Annotated in this window: 19 protein-coding genes; 10 read left to right on the plus strand and 9 right to left on the minus strand. The window is 42.4% G+C overall.

Translation table 11 applies throughout. The annotated features are described in order from the left end of the window. Positions 1–66: 66 nt before the first annotated feature. Positions 67–636, minus strand: a complete 570-nt coding sequence (locus tag ACL6C3_RS24310) for a hypothetical protein (protein ID WP_413161893.1) — start codon at positions 634–636, stop codon at positions 67–69. A gap of 823 nt (positions 637–1,459) precedes the next feature. Further along, positions 1,460–1,837, minus strand: coding sequence for a hypothetical protein (locus ACL6C3_RS24315; protein WP_413161895.1), 378 nt, complete (start codon positions 1,835–1,837; stop codon positions 1,460–1,462). Between the two features lie 289 nt (positions 1,838–2,126). Between ACL6C3_RS24315 and ACL6C3_RS24320 the strand changes: the two genes are divergently transcribed. Together ACL6C3_RS24320 and ACL6C3_RS24325 are read left to right on the plus strand one after the other, a co-directional pair. Next, entirely contained in the window at positions 2,127–2,468 is a 342-nt protein-coding gene (locus ACL6C3_RS24320) for a hypothetical protein (RefSeq protein WP_413161897.1), read from the plus strand. A 213-nt stretch (positions 2,469–2,681) separates the two neighbouring features. After that, positions 2,682–3,773 carry an NAD(P)/FAD-dependent oxidoreductase gene (locus ACL6C3_RS24325; protein ID WP_413161900.1) on the plus strand — a complete coding sequence of 364 codons (1,092 nt, stop codon included), beginning with the start codon at positions 2,682–2,684 and terminating at the stop codon, positions 3,771–3,773. A gap of 115 nt (positions 3,774–3,888) precedes the next feature. Here ACL6C3_RS24325 and yidD read toward each other — a convergent pair whose 3' ends face one another. Further along, positions 3,889–4,221: a membrane protein insertion efficiency factor YidD gene (gene yidD, locus ACL6C3_RS24330; RefSeq protein WP_413161901.1), complete on the minus strand. Its 333-nt coding sequence runs from the start codon at positions 4,219–4,221 to the stop codon at positions 3,889–3,891. 107 nt (positions 4,222–4,328) lie between these two features. Here yidD and ACL6C3_RS24335 point away from each other — a divergent pair, with 107 nt between their 5' ends. Both ACL6C3_RS24335 and chlP read left to right on the plus strand, forming a co-directional pair. Further along, positions 4,329–4,454, plus strand: a complete 126-nt coding sequence (locus ACL6C3_RS24335; protein WP_413161903.1) for a hypothetical protein — start codon at positions 4,329–4,331, stop codon at positions 4,452–4,454. A 69-nt stretch (positions 4,455–4,523) separates the two neighbouring features. After that, positions 4,524–5,744: a geranylgeranyl reductase gene (chlP, locus tag ACL6C3_RS24340; protein WP_413161904.1), complete on the plus strand. Its 1,221-nt coding sequence runs from the start codon at positions 4,524–4,526 to the stop codon at positions 5,742–5,744. Between the two features lie 137 nt (positions 5,745–5,881). Here the strand turns inward: chlP and ACL6C3_RS24345 are convergent, their stop codons facing one another. After that, complete coding sequence (locus tag ACL6C3_RS24345; protein WP_413161907.1) at positions 5,882–6,220, minus strand: hypothetical protein; 339 nt, start codon at positions 6,218–6,220, stop codon at positions 5,882–5,884. Between the two features lie 597 nt (positions 6,221–6,817). Here ACL6C3_RS24345 and ACL6C3_RS24350 point away from each other — a divergent pair. The 4 genes from ACL6C3_RS24350 to ACL6C3_RS24365 all read left to right on the plus strand — a co-directional run bounded on the left by ACL6C3_RS24350 (position 6,818) and on the right by ACL6C3_RS24365 (position 10,392). After that, complete coding sequence (locus tag ACL6C3_RS24350; protein ID WP_413168408.1) at positions 6,818–7,942, plus strand: glycosyl transferase; 1,125 nt, start codon at positions 6,818–6,820, stop codon at positions 7,940–7,942. A gap of 75 nt (positions 7,943–8,017) precedes the next feature. Next, positions 8,018–8,197: a hypothetical protein gene (locus tag ACL6C3_RS24355; RefSeq protein WP_413161908.1), complete on the plus strand. Its 180-nt coding sequence runs from the start codon at positions 8,018–8,020 to the stop codon at positions 8,195–8,197. A gap of 157 nt (positions 8,198–8,354) precedes the next feature. Continuing rightward, the gene (locus ACL6C3_RS24360) at positions 8,355–8,906 is read left to right on the plus strand and encodes an NUDIX hydrolase (RefSeq protein ID WP_413161909.1); all 552 of its coding nucleotides are present in this window, start codon (positions 8,355–8,357) and stop codon (positions 8,904–8,906) included. A gap of 46 nt (positions 8,907–8,952) precedes the next feature. Next, entirely contained in the window at positions 8,953–10,392 is a 1,440-nt protein-coding gene (locus ACL6C3_RS24365) for an FAD-binding domain-containing protein (protein WP_413161911.1), read from the plus strand. A gap of 42 nt (positions 10,393–10,434) precedes the next feature. On the opposite strand, the gene ACL6C3_RS24370 is transcribed toward ACL6C3_RS24365, so the two are convergent. Both ACL6C3_RS24370 and ACL6C3_RS24375 read right to left on the minus strand, forming a co-directional pair. Further along, positions 10,435–12,618: a DNA cytosine methyltransferase gene (locus ACL6C3_RS24370; protein ID WP_413161913.1), complete on the minus strand. Its 2,184-nt coding sequence runs from the start codon at positions 12,616–12,618 to the stop codon at positions 10,435–10,437. A gap of 189 nt (positions 12,619–12,807) precedes the next feature. After that, entirely contained in the window at positions 12,808–13,338 is a 531-nt protein-coding gene (locus ACL6C3_RS24375) for a gamma-glutamylcyclotransferase (RefSeq protein ID WP_413161916.1), read from the minus strand. A 426-nt stretch (positions 13,339–13,764) separates the two neighbouring features. Here ACL6C3_RS24375 and ACL6C3_RS24380 point away from each other — a divergent pair, with 426 nt between their 5' ends. Then, positions 13,765–15,663 (plus strand): N-acetylmuramoyl-L-alanine amidase, encoded by a 1,899-nt coding sequence (locus tag ACL6C3_RS24380; RefSeq protein ID WP_413161917.1) that lies wholly within the window; start codon positions 13,765–13,767, stop codon positions 15,661–15,663. 247 nt (positions 15,664–15,910) lie between these two features. Here ACL6C3_RS24380 and ACL6C3_RS24385 read toward each other — a convergent pair whose 3' ends face one another. From ACL6C3_RS24385 to ACL6C3_RS24395, 3 genes are all read right to left on the minus strand, one after another. Continuing rightward, on the minus strand, positions 15,911–16,276 hold the full coding sequence (locus tag ACL6C3_RS24385; RefSeq protein WP_413161919.1) for a DUF1622 domain-containing protein: 366 nt from the start codon (positions 16,274–16,276) through the stop codon (positions 15,911–15,913). A 112-nt stretch (positions 16,277–16,388) separates the two neighbouring features. After that, positions 16,389–16,769, minus strand: coding sequence for a hypothetical protein (locus ACL6C3_RS24390; RefSeq protein ID WP_413161921.1), 381 nt, complete (start codon positions 16,767–16,769; stop codon positions 16,389–16,391). 51 nt (positions 16,770–16,820) lie between these two features. Further along, a complete protein-coding gene (locus ACL6C3_RS24395; protein WP_413161924.1) occupies positions 16,821–17,993 on the minus strand; it encodes a hypothetical protein in 1,173 nt (390 codons plus the stop codon). 389 nt (positions 17,994–18,382) lie between these two features. On the opposite strand from ACL6C3_RS24395, the gene ACL6C3_RS24400 reads away from it, so the two are divergent. Further along, on the plus strand, positions 18,383–19,015 hold the full coding sequence (locus tag ACL6C3_RS24400) for a VWA domain-containing protein (RefSeq protein ID WP_413161925.1): 633 nt from the start codon (positions 18,383–18,385) through the stop codon (positions 19,013–19,015). Positions 19,016–19,022 lie beyond the last annotated feature (7 nt).

The raw sequence follows: 19,022 nt of genomic DNA on the forward strand, positions 1-19,022 counted from the left end.
GGCGATCGCCAATTTCCCAAAGTTATTGTCAGAAACGATAACATCTCCGAACTTTCCGAACTCGACTCAATACAACCCGACTGAGTTATCCGAAAAAAAGATAATGATTTCGCGGCTAACTTTTAATTGCTGTTTCTCCCGTTTATCGATATCTCGGATAATTTCCCCGGATGAGTTTATAGATACTATCGGAGTTGGGGAGAAAACTAAGCTGGAATTAGAGAATAGGTGATTTCTGGCGATCGCCAATTTCCCAAAGTTATTGTCAGAAACGATAACATCGCGGGGAGACGTTATATATAAGGTATCGACCAAACTGAGAATTGGGGAAACTCGGGAGAAAACCGGGTTGAACCTAGAGAAGGGGTTGAAACAGGCGATCGCGAATTTCCCAAAGTTATTGTCAGAAGCGATAACATCTCCCAACTCGACTCTAGCTAACAATGCTGAGTTATCCGAAAAAAAAATAATGATTTCGCGGCTAACTTTTAATGGCTGTTTCTCGGGTTTCCCCGAATCTAAGATAATTTCTCCGGATGAGTTTATAGATACTATCGGAGTTGGGGAGAAAACCCAAGCTGAAATTAGAGAATAGGTGATTTCTGGCGATCGCGAATTTTTCAAAGTTATTGTCAAAAACGATAACATCGCGGGGAGACGTTATATATAAGGTATCGACCAAACTGAGAATTGGGGAAATTTGGGAGAAAACCGGGTTGAAATTAGAGAAGGGGTTGAAACAGGCGATCGCGAATTTTTCAAAGTTATTGTCAAAAACGATAACATCGCGGGGAGACGTTATATATAAGGTATCGAGAAAATTGGGAATTAGAGAAACTCGGGAGAAAAGCGAGTTCAAATTAGAGAAGGGGTTGAAACAGGCGATCGCGAATTTCCCAAAGTTATTGTCAGAAACGATAACATCTCCGAACTTTCCGAACTCGACTCAATACAACCCGACTGAGTTATCCGAAAAAAAGATAATGATTTCGCGGCTAACTTTTAATTGCTGTTTCTCCCGTTTATCGATATCTCGGATAATTTCCCCGGATGAGTTTATAGATACTATCGGAGTTGGGGAGAAAACTAAGCTGGAATTAGAGAATAGGTGATTTCTGGCGATCGCGAATTTTTCAAAGTTATTGTCAAAAACGATAACATCGCGGGGAGACGTTATATATAAGGTATCGACCAAACTGAGAATTGGGGAAATTTGGGAGAAAACCGGGTTGAAATTAGAGAAGGGGTTGAAACAGGCGATCGCGAATTTTTCAAAGTTATTGTCAAAAACGATAACATCGCGGGGAGACGTTATATATAAGGTATCGAGAAAATTGGGAATTAGAGAAACTCGGGAGAAAAGCGAGTTCAAATTAGAGAAGGGGTTGAAACAGGCGATCGCGAATTTCCCAAAGTTATTGTCAGAAACGATAACATCTCCGAACTTTCCGAACTCGACTCAATACAACCCGACTGAGTTATCCGAAAAAAAGATAATGATTTCGCGGCTAACTTTTAATTGCTGTTTCTCCCGTTTATCGATATCTCGGATAATTTCCCCGGATGAGTTTATAGATACTATCGGAGTTGGGGAGAAAACTAAGCTGGAATTAGAGAAGGGGTTGAAACAGGCGATCGCCAATTTACCAAAGTTATTGTCAGAAACGATAACATCGCGGGGAGACGTTATATATAAGGTATCGACCAAACTGAGAATTGGGGAAATTTGGGAGAAAACCGGGTTGAAATTAGAGAAGGGGTTGAAACAGGCGATCGCCAATTTCCCAAAGTTATTGTCAGAAACGATAACATCTCCGAACTCGACTCTAGCTAACAATGCTGAGTTATCCGAAAAAAAAATAATGATTTCGCGGCTAACTTTTAATGGCTGTTTCTCCCGTTTATTGATATCTCAGGGAATTTACTCGGATAGGTTTTTAGAGGTTATGAGAGTTAGCCAGAGGAAACTGGGTTAAAATTAGAGGATAAATTATGATTGGCGATCGCTGATTCAGTCAACCTCTTGGAAAAAGCGATAGAATCTCCTAACTTTCCTGAAATTCTAGATGATGATTTCATTGCCAAGCCTTAATTGTGGTTTCTCTCGTTTTCAGATAGCGAAAATTTTGCTAACTGTTTTCGCTTGGAGTTGGGGATTACCCGTTCTCGCACAAGGACAAGTGTTAATCACCCCGAACTTTAGAATAGAGATTGAAAGATTATGCCCGGAAGGTGTCGTGGTGTGCGATCATATTAGATATATCGGTACGGATAGAACGACGGGGAGTTCAATAGAACTGATGGGGAGAAGCTATCACACAACGGCCGCCGATGGGGTGACGCCTTCTCGGTTTTTGGGATATATTTTTGAAAATGGAGAGTACAAGTATTTTATTTCAACCGAAGGACAACTGAGAATTTTACAGGGAGAAACGGTTATCTTAGAAGAAACGGGAAAATGGGAGTAAAACTTTTATCAGTCACCAGTCACCACCGAACCCGTCACCAGTGTTTTCAGTTTGACCTGTTGTTTCTTGCTTAAACCATAAAGTTTTGTACCTCACGACTAATGAGAACCGCGATAAGAGATTTTAGGTTATCCTAAATTATCGGATTTGTAGATACTGGGGATTTAACTCAAGCTTTTAGTTCGTTAAATATGATTCGGGGTAAACCAATAGATGACAACTGTATTTGATATCGCAATTGTGGGTGCGGGGTTTGCCGGGTTAACCGCCGCCAAAGAACTCCAACGGGCGGGTAATTCTGTTGTTGTTTTGGAAAAATCTCGCGGAGTTGGCGGACGCTGTGCAACTCGTCGCGTTTCAGATCTTTGTATCGATCACGGAGTCCGTTATTTACAAGCAACGGGAAAAGAAACTCAAAGTTTGATTGAACGCTTGACCGCCAACAACGTTTTACAACTGTGGACGGATAAAATATGCGGGTTCAAAGATAATCTACTCCAACCTCTACAAACCCAACCTTTATATATCGCCCCCAACGGGATGAATTCTGTCGGGAAAGAACTCGCTGTTGGTTTGGATATCTGGTTCAACCGTCGGGTTGAAAGATTAACCCCAACCGAGAATAAAACTTGGTATCTTTCTTTAGAAACCACTCACCCCACCGCAACCGAAAAACCCCAAGAAGTCGAAGCCAAAGCTGTTATTTTGGCTATCCCCGCACCCCAAGCGTTATTACTGTTAGAACCGCTAACTTCCAAACTTCCCCCCGACTTTGTAGAACAGGTGGGTTCTGTTGAGTACGATCCTTGTATTACTGTTATGGCCGGATATTCTGAAAACGAGTTCAACTCGAAAAATTTCCCCGCAAATGCGATAACTTTCCCTGAAAATGAAACCCTCGCTTGGGTGGGTTTCGATAGCAGCAAACGCCAAAACTCCTCTCAACCGATTATTGTTGTTCAAAGTTCCCCCAAATTTGCACAAAATTATCTGGATACAACCGACTTACAACCCGTCGGGGAACTGTTGTTAAAATCGGCGTCCGATTCTTTATCTTTGGGAAATGCCGAATGGATACAGGTTCATCGCTGGCGCTATGCGTTTTGTCGGAAATCTTTATCGGTTTCTTGTTTAACCACAAGTGTTCCTTTACCTCTGGTTTGTTGCGGTGACTGGTGTGGGGGAAATGACAATATTGAAACGGCTTTAATATCTGGGAAAGCTGCGGTGATGTTTTTTCTAGATAAGTCTTTTCTGGAAAATTCCCTGGAAAATTCCCTGGAAAATTGCGATCGCCAGCAATAACACCGATTTGAATTCTAATCACCCCTCAAAATCGGTGTTTATAGGCGCGCACATTTTCCCATAATAAAAATATAGCATTGATGAGAAATTTTGTCAAGGGATTTCCGATTCCAATTTAAAAAGAACAGTCGCAACTTCCACATTCGCCCAAATCACAATCTAAATCGGGTAAACAGTCAATTCCGTCGCATCCGCACCCAACTAAATCACACCCATCACAACCGAGATAATTTTGACAGGGTTTGCGTTTATGTTTGCTATTGCGATCATCGCGAGACGCCTGAAGAATTTGATTGGCTTCCCGACAGTCTGCAAACCGTTGACGGGAAGCTTTCACCGCCTCAGAAAACCCCGCTTCTCCCAACATCCGCTTAACGTACTGAGAACAAGATTCTCCCCCGTAGAGGACCCGATGGGCGCAAGCAAAACCCTTGTAATCGGTGATCAATACTTTTGGTAGGCGGAAATCGAAGCGATCGCGAAGTTAACACCTAAATTAACACCTAATCGGCGCGCACCTTTTCCCACTGTAGAACTTACCATATCGGTTAAAAGTTGTCAAATGTTGGTGTAATTAAACTACCGAAAGCGATCGCCGGATTTCCGATGTTTGCCGAATGTGGCGAGAAATATTACCGAGTGTTAAGCACTATTGCAATCTATCACAAGTCTGAAAAATAAGCGTCTATGGTTGCTTTATCCGTGATACCATCTCACCTGATAACAATCGCAAAAGATAGGAGAAAACCTGTGACGCTACGGGTTGCTGTTGTCGGTTCTGGCCCCGCTGGGTCTTCGGCCGCTGAAACATTAGTTAAAGCTGGAATAGAAACCTACTTATTTGAACGCAAACTCGATAACGCCAAACCCTGTGGCGGCGCCATTCCCCTGTGTATGGTGAGTGAGTTTGACTTACCCCCGGAAATTATTGATCGACGGGTAAGAAAAATGAAAATGATTTCTCCGTCTAACCGAGAAGTTGATATTAATCTGGTAAACGAAAACGAATATATCGGAATGTGTCGTCGGGAAGTTCTCGATGGTTTTATGCGAGAACGGGCGGCAAAATTAGGCGCTAACCTAATTAATGGAACGGTTCATAAACTCGAGATTCCCACCCAAACAAACGAACCTTATACCCTCCATTATTCCGATCATTCTGAAGGCAATACCGTCGGTGTAGCGAAGACTTTAAAAGTTGATTTAGTTATCGGTGCGGATGGGGCAAATTCTCGGGTTGCCAAGGCAATTGATGCGGGAGATTATAATTATGCGATCGCATTTCAAGAACGAATTCGCATTCCCGATCATCTAATGACCTACTACGAAGATCGGGCGGAAATGTACGTCGGAAATGACGTTTCTCCCGACTTTTATGCTTGGGTATTTCCGAAGTACGATCACGTCGCGGTCGGTACCGGAACGATGAAGGTTAACCAAGCGCAGATCAAGAAATTACAAGCGGGAATTCGCGCCCGTGCTGCCCATCGGATTGAGGGTGGTAAAATTATTAAAGTCGAAGCCCATCCCATCCCCGAACATCCCCGTCCCCGTCGGGTTGTGGGTCGGGTCGCGTTGGTAGGAGATGCAGCCGGAACGGTTACAAAATCTTCTGGAGAAGGGATTTATTTCGCCGCTAAGTCGGGTCGGATGTGTGCGGAAACGATTGTCGAAATGTCGAACAATGGTGCTAAAATTCCCACCGAAGATGACCTGAAAATTTATCTCAAACGTTGGGATAAACAGTATGGTATGACTTACTTGGTGTTGGATATTCTCCAACGGGTATTCTACCGGACTGATGCGACTCGGGAAGCGTTTGTGGAAATGTGTTCCGACCTGGATGTTCAGAAGATGACGTTTGACAGTTATCTGTACAAAACGGTCGTTCCTGCTAACCCGTTGGTTCAGATGAAAATTACCGCTAAAACCCTCGGAAGTCTGTTAAGAGGTCATGCGTTAGCGCCTTAAGTTTTCTGTTAATATTGTCTCACGAAATAGCCTGATTTCTTCATAATAGAAATCGGGTTTTTTTGTAGGGTGCATCAGATTTTTAAAGTTAATAATAGGAAAAATAATCTTTTATCTGATGCACCCTACAGGTTTGACTAATCCTTAATACCAAATTTTTCGTACAACATTTTTCTCAAAATCTTGCTACTACGCTCTACAAATTCATCCTCAGTTTCATCTTCTAATGGTTCACCAATAGAATCACTAAATTTTGAGATAAACGCTTTATCTGAAACTAAATTAGATACATCTTCTGAAAACTTCTCTGCTTTGTCCTGTGAACATGAAAACGGTGTTAGAAAAAATGGTGCTAATTGAACACGAACTGCTGACTGGAGAGAACTTTGAATAGCTGAGAGCGAGATATTAGAATTTGCTAAAGCTTGATCAGGTAACTTCTTAGCCTCGTCCATAAACTCTTTAAAACTGCTCATTACTTATCCTCTTTTTTACTTTTTTACTTTGTATTTGTCCAAGATCTATAAAAAACACGAAGCAACTCTGCAAATGTTTGAACAGTTGTTTCGATAATTTGTCGCTTTGTTTTCTCGGGCAGCTTATCCCACAGTTCCCAGAACCATTTGATTAGGTCAAAAATAAAGAACATGATCCAGTTATCTCCTCCAAAATGAGAGTGTAATTTTTTTCAGAGTTAATCATTAGAATCCAATATCCTAATTAGCACTTTTAACCCTCTATATTAAGCTGAAACTGAAAAAATTAGAAAAGCCAGGGTAAAATTACCGATCTTTAAAAAAGATTGGAGTATTAATTTTATTGCCAACATCCGTAATTTTACAGAGTTCATTTTATAAAATAAATACAATCAATATTTTGTCAATATTTTAGTTGTAATTATCGTTATTTGAAAACAACATTAACATCCAACTCACCCAAAAGTAATTCACTCCACAAAACCATAGTTAGTTATTGGTAGGGTGCATCAGACCCAAATTGATTGTATATATCATTAACTTCAAAATCTGATGCACCCTACTATAATAGAAATCGGTATCCAACCCCATCCATTCATGTCTAGACCCACCTTTTATATCGCGATTACCAATCATGGATTTGGCCACGCAGTCCGCGCCGCTTCCGTCGCCGCCCAAATTCAACAACTGTGTCCTGATAGCCTGCTAATTCTCGTCACAACCGCCCCCCGTTGGCTGTTAGAATCCTATATCGAAGGTGACTTTATCTTGCGTCCTCGGGCGTTTGATGTGGGTGTAATTCAACCCGATAGTTTAACGATGGATAAAGCCGCCACCCTGGAAAAATTACAAGAAATTCGCAAAAATCAAAACTCAATTATCGCCGGAGAAGTTAACTTTATTCGTCAAAATCGAGTCGATTTAGTCTTCGCCGATATTCCCCCGCTAGCCGCTTCTATTGCCAAAATCGCCGGAATTCCGGGTTACATGATGAGTAACTTTGGTTGGGATTTTATCTATCGAGATTGGGGCGGAGACTTTATAGAAATTGCCGATTGGGTTGGGGATTGTTTTAGTCAATGTGATGGCTTATTTAGACTTCCATTTAACGAAGGGATGAGCGCATTTCCCAATATTATCGATGTGGGTTTAACGGGTGGAAATCCCCGCTATGATTTGGATACACTCAAAGAAGATTTTAGAATTAATACGGCATCCGAAAAAACAATTCTCCTGACCTTTGGCGGGTTAAGCTTGGCGAGAATACCCTATGAAAATTTGCAATATTTCCCCGATTTTACCTTTATAACCTTTGATAAAAAAGCCCCCGAACTTCCCAATTTAATCGCCGTTTCTACTCAAAAAAATCAAGTTAAAAGTTCAACAGACTATACCCATATTCGCCCGGTTGATTTTATGCCAATCTGCGGACGGGTGGTTTCTAAACCGGGGTTTAGTACCTATTCCGAAGCGATACGGTTAAATATTCCGATTGTGTCTTTATCTAGAGACGGGTTTGCAGAAGCCCAACTTTTATTAACGGGATTGCAAAATTATAGCTACCATCAAATTTTATCGTCTGCGGAGTTTTTTGAAAGCAATTGGCAATTTTTAAAGCAACCGTTAAACCCGCCCTGTTTATCTGAGAGTTTGGATACAACCGGAAGCGAAACCATTGCTAAAATGTTGCTCAATGCGGTAACAAACGGGGGAAATAACTAATTTGGATTAATCATCCCGAAAACGACCAACACCCAGAGAAAATGAATTTAAACCCCAATACAGGAGTTAAATTTTATGGATGTTGAAATTTATGTCTTAGTTGATACTTCAACCGCTTTAACGAAAGTGGATGTTTTTCTGTCCGAACCCGATGCGATTTTGGAGAAGAATAAACGGGAAAATCCGACTAAAGTTGAGATTTTCAAGAAAACAATTAACGCGCCGATTAAATCATTAAAATTGCCAAAAACTTGAGAAAATCTGCGGTAAAAGGTTTATAATGATAGGTGGTCGTTTTGCTTGCGGTATGAGCGGTTGAATTTCTGCGCTAAAGCGCAACAACAAACTGATTTGATTATGATGTAGGATAGTCTAGAGTTGATCAACTGTTCTATAATTTTTAATCTCACCGATGAAACCCGGATCAGAACCCCCCGAAATACTCGAACCCCGCCTTTTTTATCGCGGACGCCGCTTTAACTACGAAGTCAACCGCCTTCGCATTCCCAACGGCGCCGTCGGGGAGTGGGAATGTATTCGCCATCCGGGTGGCGCCCTGGTTATTCCCGTGACATCCGAGGGAAAATTGGTGCTGGTCAGACAATATCGCTTCGCCGTCGAGGGACGCACCCTTGAATTTCCGGCCGGAACCATCGATAATAATGAAGATCCCGCCGATACCGTCAAGCGCGAAATACAAGAAGAAACCGGTTATCGCGCCCACAAATGGCGAAAACTCGGACAATTTATTCTCGCACCCGGTTATTCCGATGAAATTATTTATTCATTTTTAGCGGAAGATTTAGAAAAGTTAGAAAAACCCCCCGCACAGGATGATGACGAAGATATTGATGTGGTTTTAATGACTCCCCAAGAGTTAGAACAAGCTATCCTAGAAGGTGAACCTGTAGACTCTAAATCTATTTCTAGCTTATTACTGGCTAAACCGTTTCTCAAAAGCTGAATCTTGTTAACTCAGCCGAACTTGCTCACTGTCGTTTTTCTTTTTTATGTCCGATTTAATTTTATTTTGGCACCGTCGAGATCTGCGAATTTCTGATAATAAAGGATTGGCAACCGCCCGAGAAAAAAGTTCTCAAGTGGTGGGTATTTTTTGTCTCGATCCGAATATTTTAGAGAAAGATGATGTCGCCCCCGCGAGGGTAACTTATATGATTGGCTGCTTGCAAGAACTGCAAAAACAGTATCAAAAAATAGGCAGTCAACTGTTAATTTTGCAGGGTGAACCGAGTCAAGCCATACCCAAACTCGCCAAAGCATTGGAGGCGAAAGCGGTGGTTTGGAACTCCGATGTTGAACCCTACGCCCAAAATCGCGATCGCCAGGTTTTAGAAGGGTTAGAAGCGGAAAATATTGCGGTCGAAACCTGTTGGGATCAATTGCTGCATTCCCCCGAGGAAATCCGCACCAAATCGGGAAATGAACCTTATAAAGTTTATACGCCCTATTGGAGAAGTTGGAGTCAAAAACCGAAGGAAAAACCGATTAATACCTTTCCCAAAAATCCCACCGGATTGACCGAAAAACAGTTGAAAATCGCCAAAGAAAATGGTATAATAGATTTGCCAACAGCCCAAGATTTGGGTTTTGTTTGGGAGAACGAATTAATTTTAGAACCGGGAGAAGATGCGGCTAAAAATCGGTTAGAGGAGTTTTGCGATCGCGCTTTATTGGAATACGACGAACAGCGAAATTTTCCCGGCAATGATGGCACTTCTCAACTGAGTGCGGCGTTAAAATTTGGCGTAATTGGGATTCGTACCGTTTGGGAAAAAACCGTTGAAGCGATGGAAAATAGCCGCAGCGATGAGGCGAGAAATAATATTAAAGCGTGGCAACAGGAACTCGCATGGCGGGAATTTTATCAGCAGGCAATGTATCACTTTCCCGAGTTAGAAAAAGGCCCCTATCGCGACCCGTTTAAAGACTTTCCCTGGCGAAATAACGAAGACCATTTTCACGCCTGGTGCGAAGGAAAAACCGGATATCCTATTGTTGATGCGGCGATGCGTCAGTTAAATGAAATCGGATGGATGCACAACCGTTGTCGGATGATTGTTGCCAATTTTCTCACCAAAGATTTAATGATTAATTGGCAGTGGGGTGAGAAATATTTTATGCAAAAATTGATAGATGGGGATTTATCTGCAAATAATGGGGGATGGCAGTGGAGTGCGTCGAGTGGGATGGACCCGAAACCGTTGAGAATTTTTAACCCCACAACTCAAACCCAAAAATACGACCCGGAAGGGGAATATATTCGTCAATGGGTGCCGGAATTAAGCAGTTTGGATACAGAAGATTTAGTCACGGGAAAAATCTCATCAAAAGATAGGGAAGCTTGCGACTATCCCGAACCCATTGTCGATCACAAACAGCAACAAAAACAGTTTAAGTCCCTCTATCAAGACCAAAAACAAGCCTCTTAGTCAGTTTACAGTTAACAGTATTTGGGGTGAAATTGTGTGTTTTTAGTTATCTAAAGAAGACAAAATTTCATTCCATTTTACTTTATGGATAGCCTGAAGTTCTGTATCTGATTCAATCAATGTCGAGTAATTCATTACAAAATCTTCTATGGAGTTAATTAATCGCAAGTAATATTTTAAAGTTGGAATGATTCCATTGGTGATCACAAAACATCCGTGTTCTTTTCTAATTTCCGCTATTTCATTCTCAATGAGACTGATTTGTGATGTTTTCACTTCAGGAACAGCAGAAGAAAATATGTAATATCGTCTGGGATTAAATTTAATGATTTTATCCTTGGCAATACGAATTATTTGTAAATCAATTTCTTTACCGTGTTTAATCTCTATTGCTTCAATTAAGTTTTGATTTTTATCAAAAATTTCTAGATCTCCCGCACTCTGAGATGTTCGATCAGAAGCGGTATGACTTCCTAAATCTTTCAAGATACATGAGTTATATCTTTCTACCTCTTTAATCAAGATTTTATAAATCGCAAAAAATGCCAAAACGGGAAGTTTTGACGCTCCATGAGTTTTATAATTAAAGTAAAAATGCTCTTTTAAGCAATTAATGATAGTAGATATATCAAATTTTTCAGAGTTAGAAATTTTAATAATTTTTATTTGATTGGCTTTCGTTATTTGTTTAACGTGATAGAGAAGCAATACCAAAGTGTTCTCAGCTTGATCGGGATTTTTTTCAACAAAATCAATTAAGTTTAAAAATGCTTGTTTAACAGCCTTATTACTAATCTTACCATTATAATCAAGCGTGTATGGATAGGCTTGTTCAAGAGAACGAGTTAACCATCCACTTTCTGCCATAGCAGGTAAACCTAATTCTTTCAAGGTTGGTGTAATATATTGAGTATCAATTCTTCGTCCTGAAAACCCATTTACCATATTTGATTGATGATTTCTTATATCTTGATTCGGATAAAGGGTTTTATGCACCAGCAAAGTGATTAAAACGGTATAAACTCCTTTTTGATTTTGAACATTTTGAGCAATTTCTTTAACAAAGTTATGATAGGCTTCTGGTATTGTTCTCTTAATCCGAGCAATATCTTCTGTATCATCGTAAGCTTGAAGTAATTTTTCTTTGTGATTCATAAGATTCAGCCCTAAAATTTCAAGTTGAATACTTTCAGACGAATTATTAAAGGAATTTTTTAAATTAATACAGTCACTATTGTCAATTAAATTTTGTTTTTCGAGTTGAACCGCCAGTTCATAAATCATCGGAATACAAACAGAATTACCAATTTGTTTATAGCATTCTGCTAGACTCGGGTGAATTTTAAAATCCGAGGGAAATCCCATAATTTTATAACACTCATTAATCGTTAATTTACGAACAGCATTTTCTTGGGGTAAGTAAATAAAAAATCTTCCTGATGTTTCCTGAGACGGTAAGGTAGGATGAACACCCTCAACAGAATAAATTCGATTGGGTTGTCGATGAACTCTAGAAAGATGTTCTGTATTGGGTCTAATGCCTTTTTTCCAGATATTTTTATTGCGATAACCGACAAATAATAATCCAGAATCTTGAGATTTAGGATTCTCAATTAACGTGTATTCACTGGGATGTAAATATTCAAAATTTCCCGTTTTATCTAAGAAACTTAATAAAGAGGGAAAAGGTGATAGGGTTTGAACTAAATTAAAGTTAAATTTTTTATTTAGCGTGCCAAAAATTACAATACGTTCTCGATTTTGAGGGACTCCAAAATCTTTAGCATTCAAAATTTTATAATCTACTAAATACCCTAAATCTTCCAATGAATACAAAATAGTATCTAAGGTTTTACCCTGATTATGATGAACCAAATGCTTGACATTTTCCAAAAAAATTACTTTTGGCTTTTTGGCATCTATAATTTTACAGATATGAAAAAAAAGTGTTCCTCTCGTATCTTGGAAACCACTTCTTTTGCCACAAATACTAAAGGGTTGACAGGGGAAACCTGCTGTTAAAATGTCGTGATCGGGAATTTTACTAATATCTATTTTAGATATATCTTTTTCAGGAATCTCTCCAAAATTTTGATAATAAACCTTTTGACAAGCCGGATTAATTTCACATGAATAAACGCAGCGATAGCCAGCTTTTTCCAGAGCGATGCGAAAACCACCAATACCCGCGAATAAATCTATAAAAGTGATAAGCTTGTCTATCATTCCCTGGTTAAAGCCTCATGTCAACTTAATCTTAACTCTTGATTTTAGGGATGACCAAGCTTTTTATTATAATTCAAAAAAGTTATTTATGCAAGATATAACATTCTCGCTATACTTATCTCTGTAGACGGGGTAGAAATAATAGAGACGCAATTATACAACGCCTCTACTATTTTTCCAGTTCCCAATTTAAGCCGAACGCAACCAAGGGGATTGAATTTGAAATTGCTGCTGTTGAAGTTTGTGCATATGTTCAAACAATTTCCAGCAATATTCTTGAGTCAGTCCACAAGTCACCGCACCCCGGAGAACCACATTAAAATACCAATCATTGGGAGCAAGTTCTTCTGGTAACTTATTAATCACCGTGTAAGTGCGAACATTAGTGTATAATTGACCGGAAGCATAAACTTCAATCAGTTCCGGTTGATAACCGCCAACGTGAATCCCGCGTTCGGCATCAAAACGAACCTCTTCGCGCTGATCGAGTAGATCCCTCATTCGTTGAGGAAGCAGATAAAGAACCCCTTCGACAGAAGAAAGAGGATCTTTAACCACATCAAGCGCCCCGCAATTTCGACGTTGCGATCGCCGATAAAAACCGAGTCGATAGCCTGAAAGAATAGCCGGACCGATAACATATTGATAAGTTGATTCTCCCATGGTTCGCTGTAAATCCACCGGACACATACAGGAACCATAAGCAAAATAATAAAACATCTCCTCAATCTGAGATTGATGTGTGAATCCCCACTTTGGATCGACGCTCAACTTAACCTCCTTCTCCAATCAACCCAACCCTTTCTAGAAAACCAAAAATTCCTCGACTCTGCTGATTTACCCGAGAACAAGCCGTATGGGAAAGACAAATCATCGATAAACAGTAAAGCAATGACCCCTCAAGATCGAGATCCATCGAGTCGAAATATCTATCTTTAGGAACTTGTGCTATTCTAGCAAGTCCAAACTCAAGGATACAATTTCAACCCGATGATTGGCAGATTAAATCGATACAGATTTATGGGCAACTAAGACAATTCTTAGAGAACTCACTCTGTCAGGAGTCATAATCTGTGATATGATTCTCTAGCTTAAGGCTAAGTATCGATAGCCCAAGGTTCGTTCGACTTCCTCACTGTGTTAGGCATGGGAAAAACATTATTGTTGCGCTGGCTCTTCCCCAGTTTAGTCAGTCTATTTTTACTCGTCTCTCCGAGCGAAGCGGCTCAACTGCAATTCTGGCGATATGAGACCGAGCAGAATCGACTCTCTTTTACAACTCAAGGAGGAGTACAACCCCAAGCTTCTCTACTCTCCAACCCCACCCGTTTGGTGATTGACTTACCCGGAACCACCCTGGGAAACGTCACCCGCAAACAATCTTTTGGGGGAGTAATTCGAGAAATTCGGATCGGTCAGTTCGACGCCCAAACCGCCCGGATCGTGGTTGAACTGGCCGATGGATACACCCTCGATCCCCAAATGGTACAATTTCGGGGCTTATCTCCGAGCGAGTGGACGGTACAAATTCCCTCGCCCCAACCGATAGGCGGCCCAAGCAGCCCACCAACGGCCAGCCGTTCGGTAGACGTTCGGCCCCAAACGCCTCCAACCCCCGCCCCTTCAAGACAAGCGGCGGTTCAACCTCGACCGACGACCAGCCAAACCGCTGTTGATGACGTGGAAGTGCGCGATGACGGGATTGTGCTGCATACCAGCGGCCAAATGCCTCAAATCGAATTTAAGCGCAGTCAGGATGGCACCTGGATGACGGTTGACGTTTTGGGAGCGACTTTAGCCTCGCAGTCGAGTAGCTTCCGTCAACGGGTCAGCAAAGATGGGGTTACGGTTAGCCAAGTCACCCAACTCTCCAACTCGCCCCCGGTGGTGCGGGTGATCATGAGTACCCCCAACACCCGACAAAATTGGGAAGCTCGACCCTCGGCCGGCGGCGTGGCGATTTGGCCTTCCGGCAGTACGCCGCCTGCGATTCAAGTTTCAACAGGTTTGGCGACCATTCAATCGATTGAACTCCAAAATCAGACTTATTTTGTTGTTAAAGCGGACCAACCCCTAAACTACACGCACGGTTGGGATCGAGAAACGGGAGCCTATGGGATTACCTTTTTTTCGGCCAAACTCCCGGAAAATATTCAACTCCCTCAACGGGAAGTCGGCGGCCCGATTCTGTCCACGCGAATTCGTCAGGAAGACCCGGAAACCTTTACCCTTTTGGTTGAACCGGCAACTCGGGTGAAAATCGGACAGCCGACCCAAAATAGCGCCGAACAGCTTGTTTTCCCGATGGGGATTAATTTGGCTTCGGTGCCGCCGGTTCCTCCCCCGTCTCAACCCTCGCCTCAACCGCCTGCAAATACGACTCCGCCTCCGAGAAGCCCCAGACCGCTTTTACCGCCCCGTCAATCTCCCCCTTCTCCCCGTCCGCTGCCGTTTCCGCCCCGACCGGTGGGTTCGGGTCAGCCGAATCTCCCCCAAGTTCCTCAAGGACGGGTGGTGGTGATGATTGACCCCGGACATGGGGGCAGCGATTCCGGTGCTGTTGGTGTGGGTGGGTTGCGAGAAAAAGATATTGTGATGCCGATTTCTCAGCAGGTCGCCCAAATTTTAGAACAGAATGGGGTGAGTGCGGTGATGACTCGGACTGATGACCGCACGGTGGAACTTGAACCCCGCGTACAGATGGCGAACCGTTTGGGGGCGACTTTGTTTGTGAGTATTCACGCGAATGCGGCTTATCGGGCGGGTGCAAATGGGATTGAAACGTTTTATTATCAGACGGGTTATTCTTTGGCCGGCTACATTCAAAATAGTATTTTGACAAATTTCAATATGACCAACCGGGGGGTTAAACAGGCGAGGTTTTATGTGTTGCGAAATACCTCGATGCCTTCGGTTTTGGTGGAAGTGGGTTTTGTGACGAATACTTATGATGCCAGTATTTTAGCCGACCCCGCCCAACGTAGTCGCATGGCTCAAGCGATCGCCCAAGGGATTTTACAATATTTAAAAGCGGGAGGCTATTAACAGTGAACAGTTTACAGTGAACAGTGACCCTCCGGGAACGTCCGTTGCTTCGCGACTATTCCGCCAAGTCAGCACTGCCTCACCAGTTATTAGTGAATAGGGTAAGGGGTAAAGGGTAAGGGGTAAGGGGTAAGAGGCAATTCTGTAGGCGAAGCTGACTACGGAACGCGCTTACTCCTAACTCCTGACGACTGACATCACGACTTTTGCCTTTTGCCTGTTGCCTCTTGCCTGTTGCCTATTCCCGTTATCGCGTGAGATTTTTCTCTTGAAATTCTCGCTCGGTTTCTATTTCTTTGCCGAGAAAGTAGTTGAGGAAAGTCCGAATAATGGCGATCGCGGCTAACTTCGCTAAGGCTTGTAAGGAGGGAGCAATGGTTGTGGCTAAAATATCGGCTCCCAACTGAAATTCTAAGGCGAGCGCCAACCAAGATGCCAAACACAATCGCAGTCTAAAAAAGGGCAAATCTCGCAAGACAGAAGGGTGACGAATTACGAATTTGAGGGTGGCGAGTAAGCCAATAATAATACAAAAAACTGAAATGCCTTCTAGTATAATTCTTGTGAAGGAGACAATGACAGATAACCCGTTTTCTAGTAGCTCAATTCCCATGTTAAATCGGTTCTGGTTAATCGGATTTATACTCAAACCGTAGTGTGAGGGCGGGGTTTCTGTCAAAGGGTTGAGCGAACTTTTACCCTTAAACCGATCCGATTTAGGGCAATTATAATCCTAAACTCACAGTAGCCGGAACTTGTTCGCTTTTGCGAGTTTCAAGTTCGGCCACGAGGTTTTCTCCGCTGCGATGGGCTTCCCAAGGGCCTGAAAAACGGGTGTCAATATTCCAAGTTCCTTGGATGTAGTTTTCTTCCTCAGAAATCGTACCCACATAGTTGATAGACTGGGGAGAAGTCATTAAGTAGCGTTTGGTAAAACTGACATTTCGTCCTGTTACCGTACCGCTCAAACGAGCTTCTCCTAAATCACTATCATCTAAAATACTACCGCTGAGGGTATTTCCACTTTGAACAAATGTGGCTTCAAAACGAGTCGGTTCTCCTTGTTGCCAGTAAGTGCCGAGCCAAGTTCCGCTTAAATCTGCCATAAAGTTATCTTTGCTTCGATCAGTTTCTCACCGCCAATACTCACGCAGAATTTAAAATAATTCCGAGTTTTGTTCGAGTCGATCGTTACAGATTTTCCCAAATAAAGTTTCGTAGGTTGTATCTGTAATACCACAAAAACTAATCGCTTGCCAAACCCAATTTTGGGTTCGCGGAGACAGAAGCTGACTGTCGGTAATATTAATTAGTCTCAAACTGGCTGAATCTTTAAATTGACTGGCTTGTTGGTCCAACCGCAGCAACGAACCGGATTCGTTGGTTCGATACACCCAACGTTCTCGTCCGCTAACAATTTTAACTTGCCATCCGGGTACGAGCGCCAGGGTACACAGGGTTCCCGGTTCACCCAGTCCCAAACAGCCATCGGGCCAAGTCTCGGATTGCGCCTCGACGATTCTTAGGGCAGAATGGGGTAAGCCGGAGCGGTTGGCGGCATCTTGAAAAACGGTGTTGGCGACCGAAACGGGTAAGTTGGAAACGCTTTGATTTGTTTCTAAACGAATCACTCGCCCGTTTAAATCGGTTCGGTACACCCAACTTTGACGGCCATTGGACACCACCACTCGCCAGCCTTCTACTAACATTTGACCGCACAATTCATCGGATTGGGCCAGTCCCAAACAGGTGTTTGGCCAGGTTTGGCGCTCGACGTCTGTTATGGTTAATTTCTCGGGAGATACCCCGGTCTGTTGGGACAATTCTTGACGAACCGCTTCGGCTACCCCTGAGGGTAACGAGTCCACTTGTTCCGGGGGATGGGCTTGGCTGTGAAGGTCATAGTTGACCAGCTTGACTTGAAGTTCAACCGGCGTTTTGGCTGTCTTTTTGTGGACGTGACGTTCAAAGACTGGACTCGGTAAGACTTTATAGATGGACGGTTTTTCTGGACGATTGCAAGCCTCCGAGGGTTGACAAACTGAATTTTCGGTTTTATCTATAGGATCGGCTGACTGCTCAATCTGATTGATCGGTTGATCAGGAACAGATGAGTCAGATTGAGCAGAAACCGCGTGGCTTGTGCTAGCCACCGAGACAGAAGAAGGAGAGACGAGTACACCAGCACTCTCAACTACGGTTTTGAGAAAAGCTGGGTAGGCTTGGATTGCCAAAACCCCAGTCAACATGAATGCTAAAATCAATGGACGGGGGTGCTTCTCGCCTTTGAATGGTTGAGTCCCTTTTGGTTTGGGAGGGCTAATTTTCATGGGAAGCATCCGCTATCGCAGTTATACCAACGACAGACTTGGATACCCTGTGAATTGTTTCCTCAGTTGAGACGTGACTTGCACTGCAACTGAGTTTGTTTATTAAGTTTTAACATCTCTCATTTTTGCTGAGGATGGGACAAACGTAACAAAAAGTTAAACAGTTGAGGGATATTTCTCGGTGAATCTGTATACCTTTACACTCTTGTATGGGATGCCATACACCTAACTTAGAGCCTATGCAAGCTGACTGAGGTTCTTTTTTCCAGAGTATCAAAGCCTATTTCATTATAACTGATAGACTTGATTATTGCCATCGATTAGAATTGAATATCGAGCCTGTGATCGCGATCGAGGGTAAAATTCTCTCTTGACTTGGAGGTCAACTGATGGATGTGCTGTTGGAAGGGGGATCGAGTTTACAAGATCGTGACTATACTGTGATTATCGATCAAAGTCAGAGTATGTCGATTGTTGATCGTTTTGAACAAAAACCGCGATGGGAAATGATTCAAGAGTCTACTCTGGCTTTGACAACCCTTTGCGAACATTTTGACCCGGATGGAATTACGGTTTATTTATTTTCCGATCAGTTTCAACGATATGAAAAGGTGACTTCTCAACGAGTTGCCCAGATTTTTAAACACCATAAACCTGGCGGAAAAGCCAATTTAGCTGCGGTTCTTAAAGATGCCACTGATAATTATTTTGAACGGCGGGCGATGGAAATTTCTAAACCCAATGGAGAATTAATTTTGGTGGTGACGGGGGGAGAAATTGAAGGCGCAGAAGCGGTTAAGCAAATTGTTATTAATGCGGCTAATCAATTGAGTCGCGATGAAGAATTGGGGATAGAATTTATTCAAGTCGGAGAAGATGCGGCTGTGACCCGGTTTTTTAAGGTGTTAGATCGGGAATTACAAATGGCGGGAGCCAAGTATGATATTTGTAATACGGTCACGTTTGAGGATATGGAAGAAATGAGTTTGAGTGAGATTTTACTCCGGGCGATCGCCAATTAAACTGTTT

Source organism: Capilliphycus salinus ALCB114379, assembly GCF_047276495.1.
In the GTDB taxonomy this organism is placed as follows: Bacteria; Cyanobacteriota; Cyanobacteriia; order Cyanobacteriales; family Microcoleaceae; genus Capilliphycus; species Capilliphycus salinus.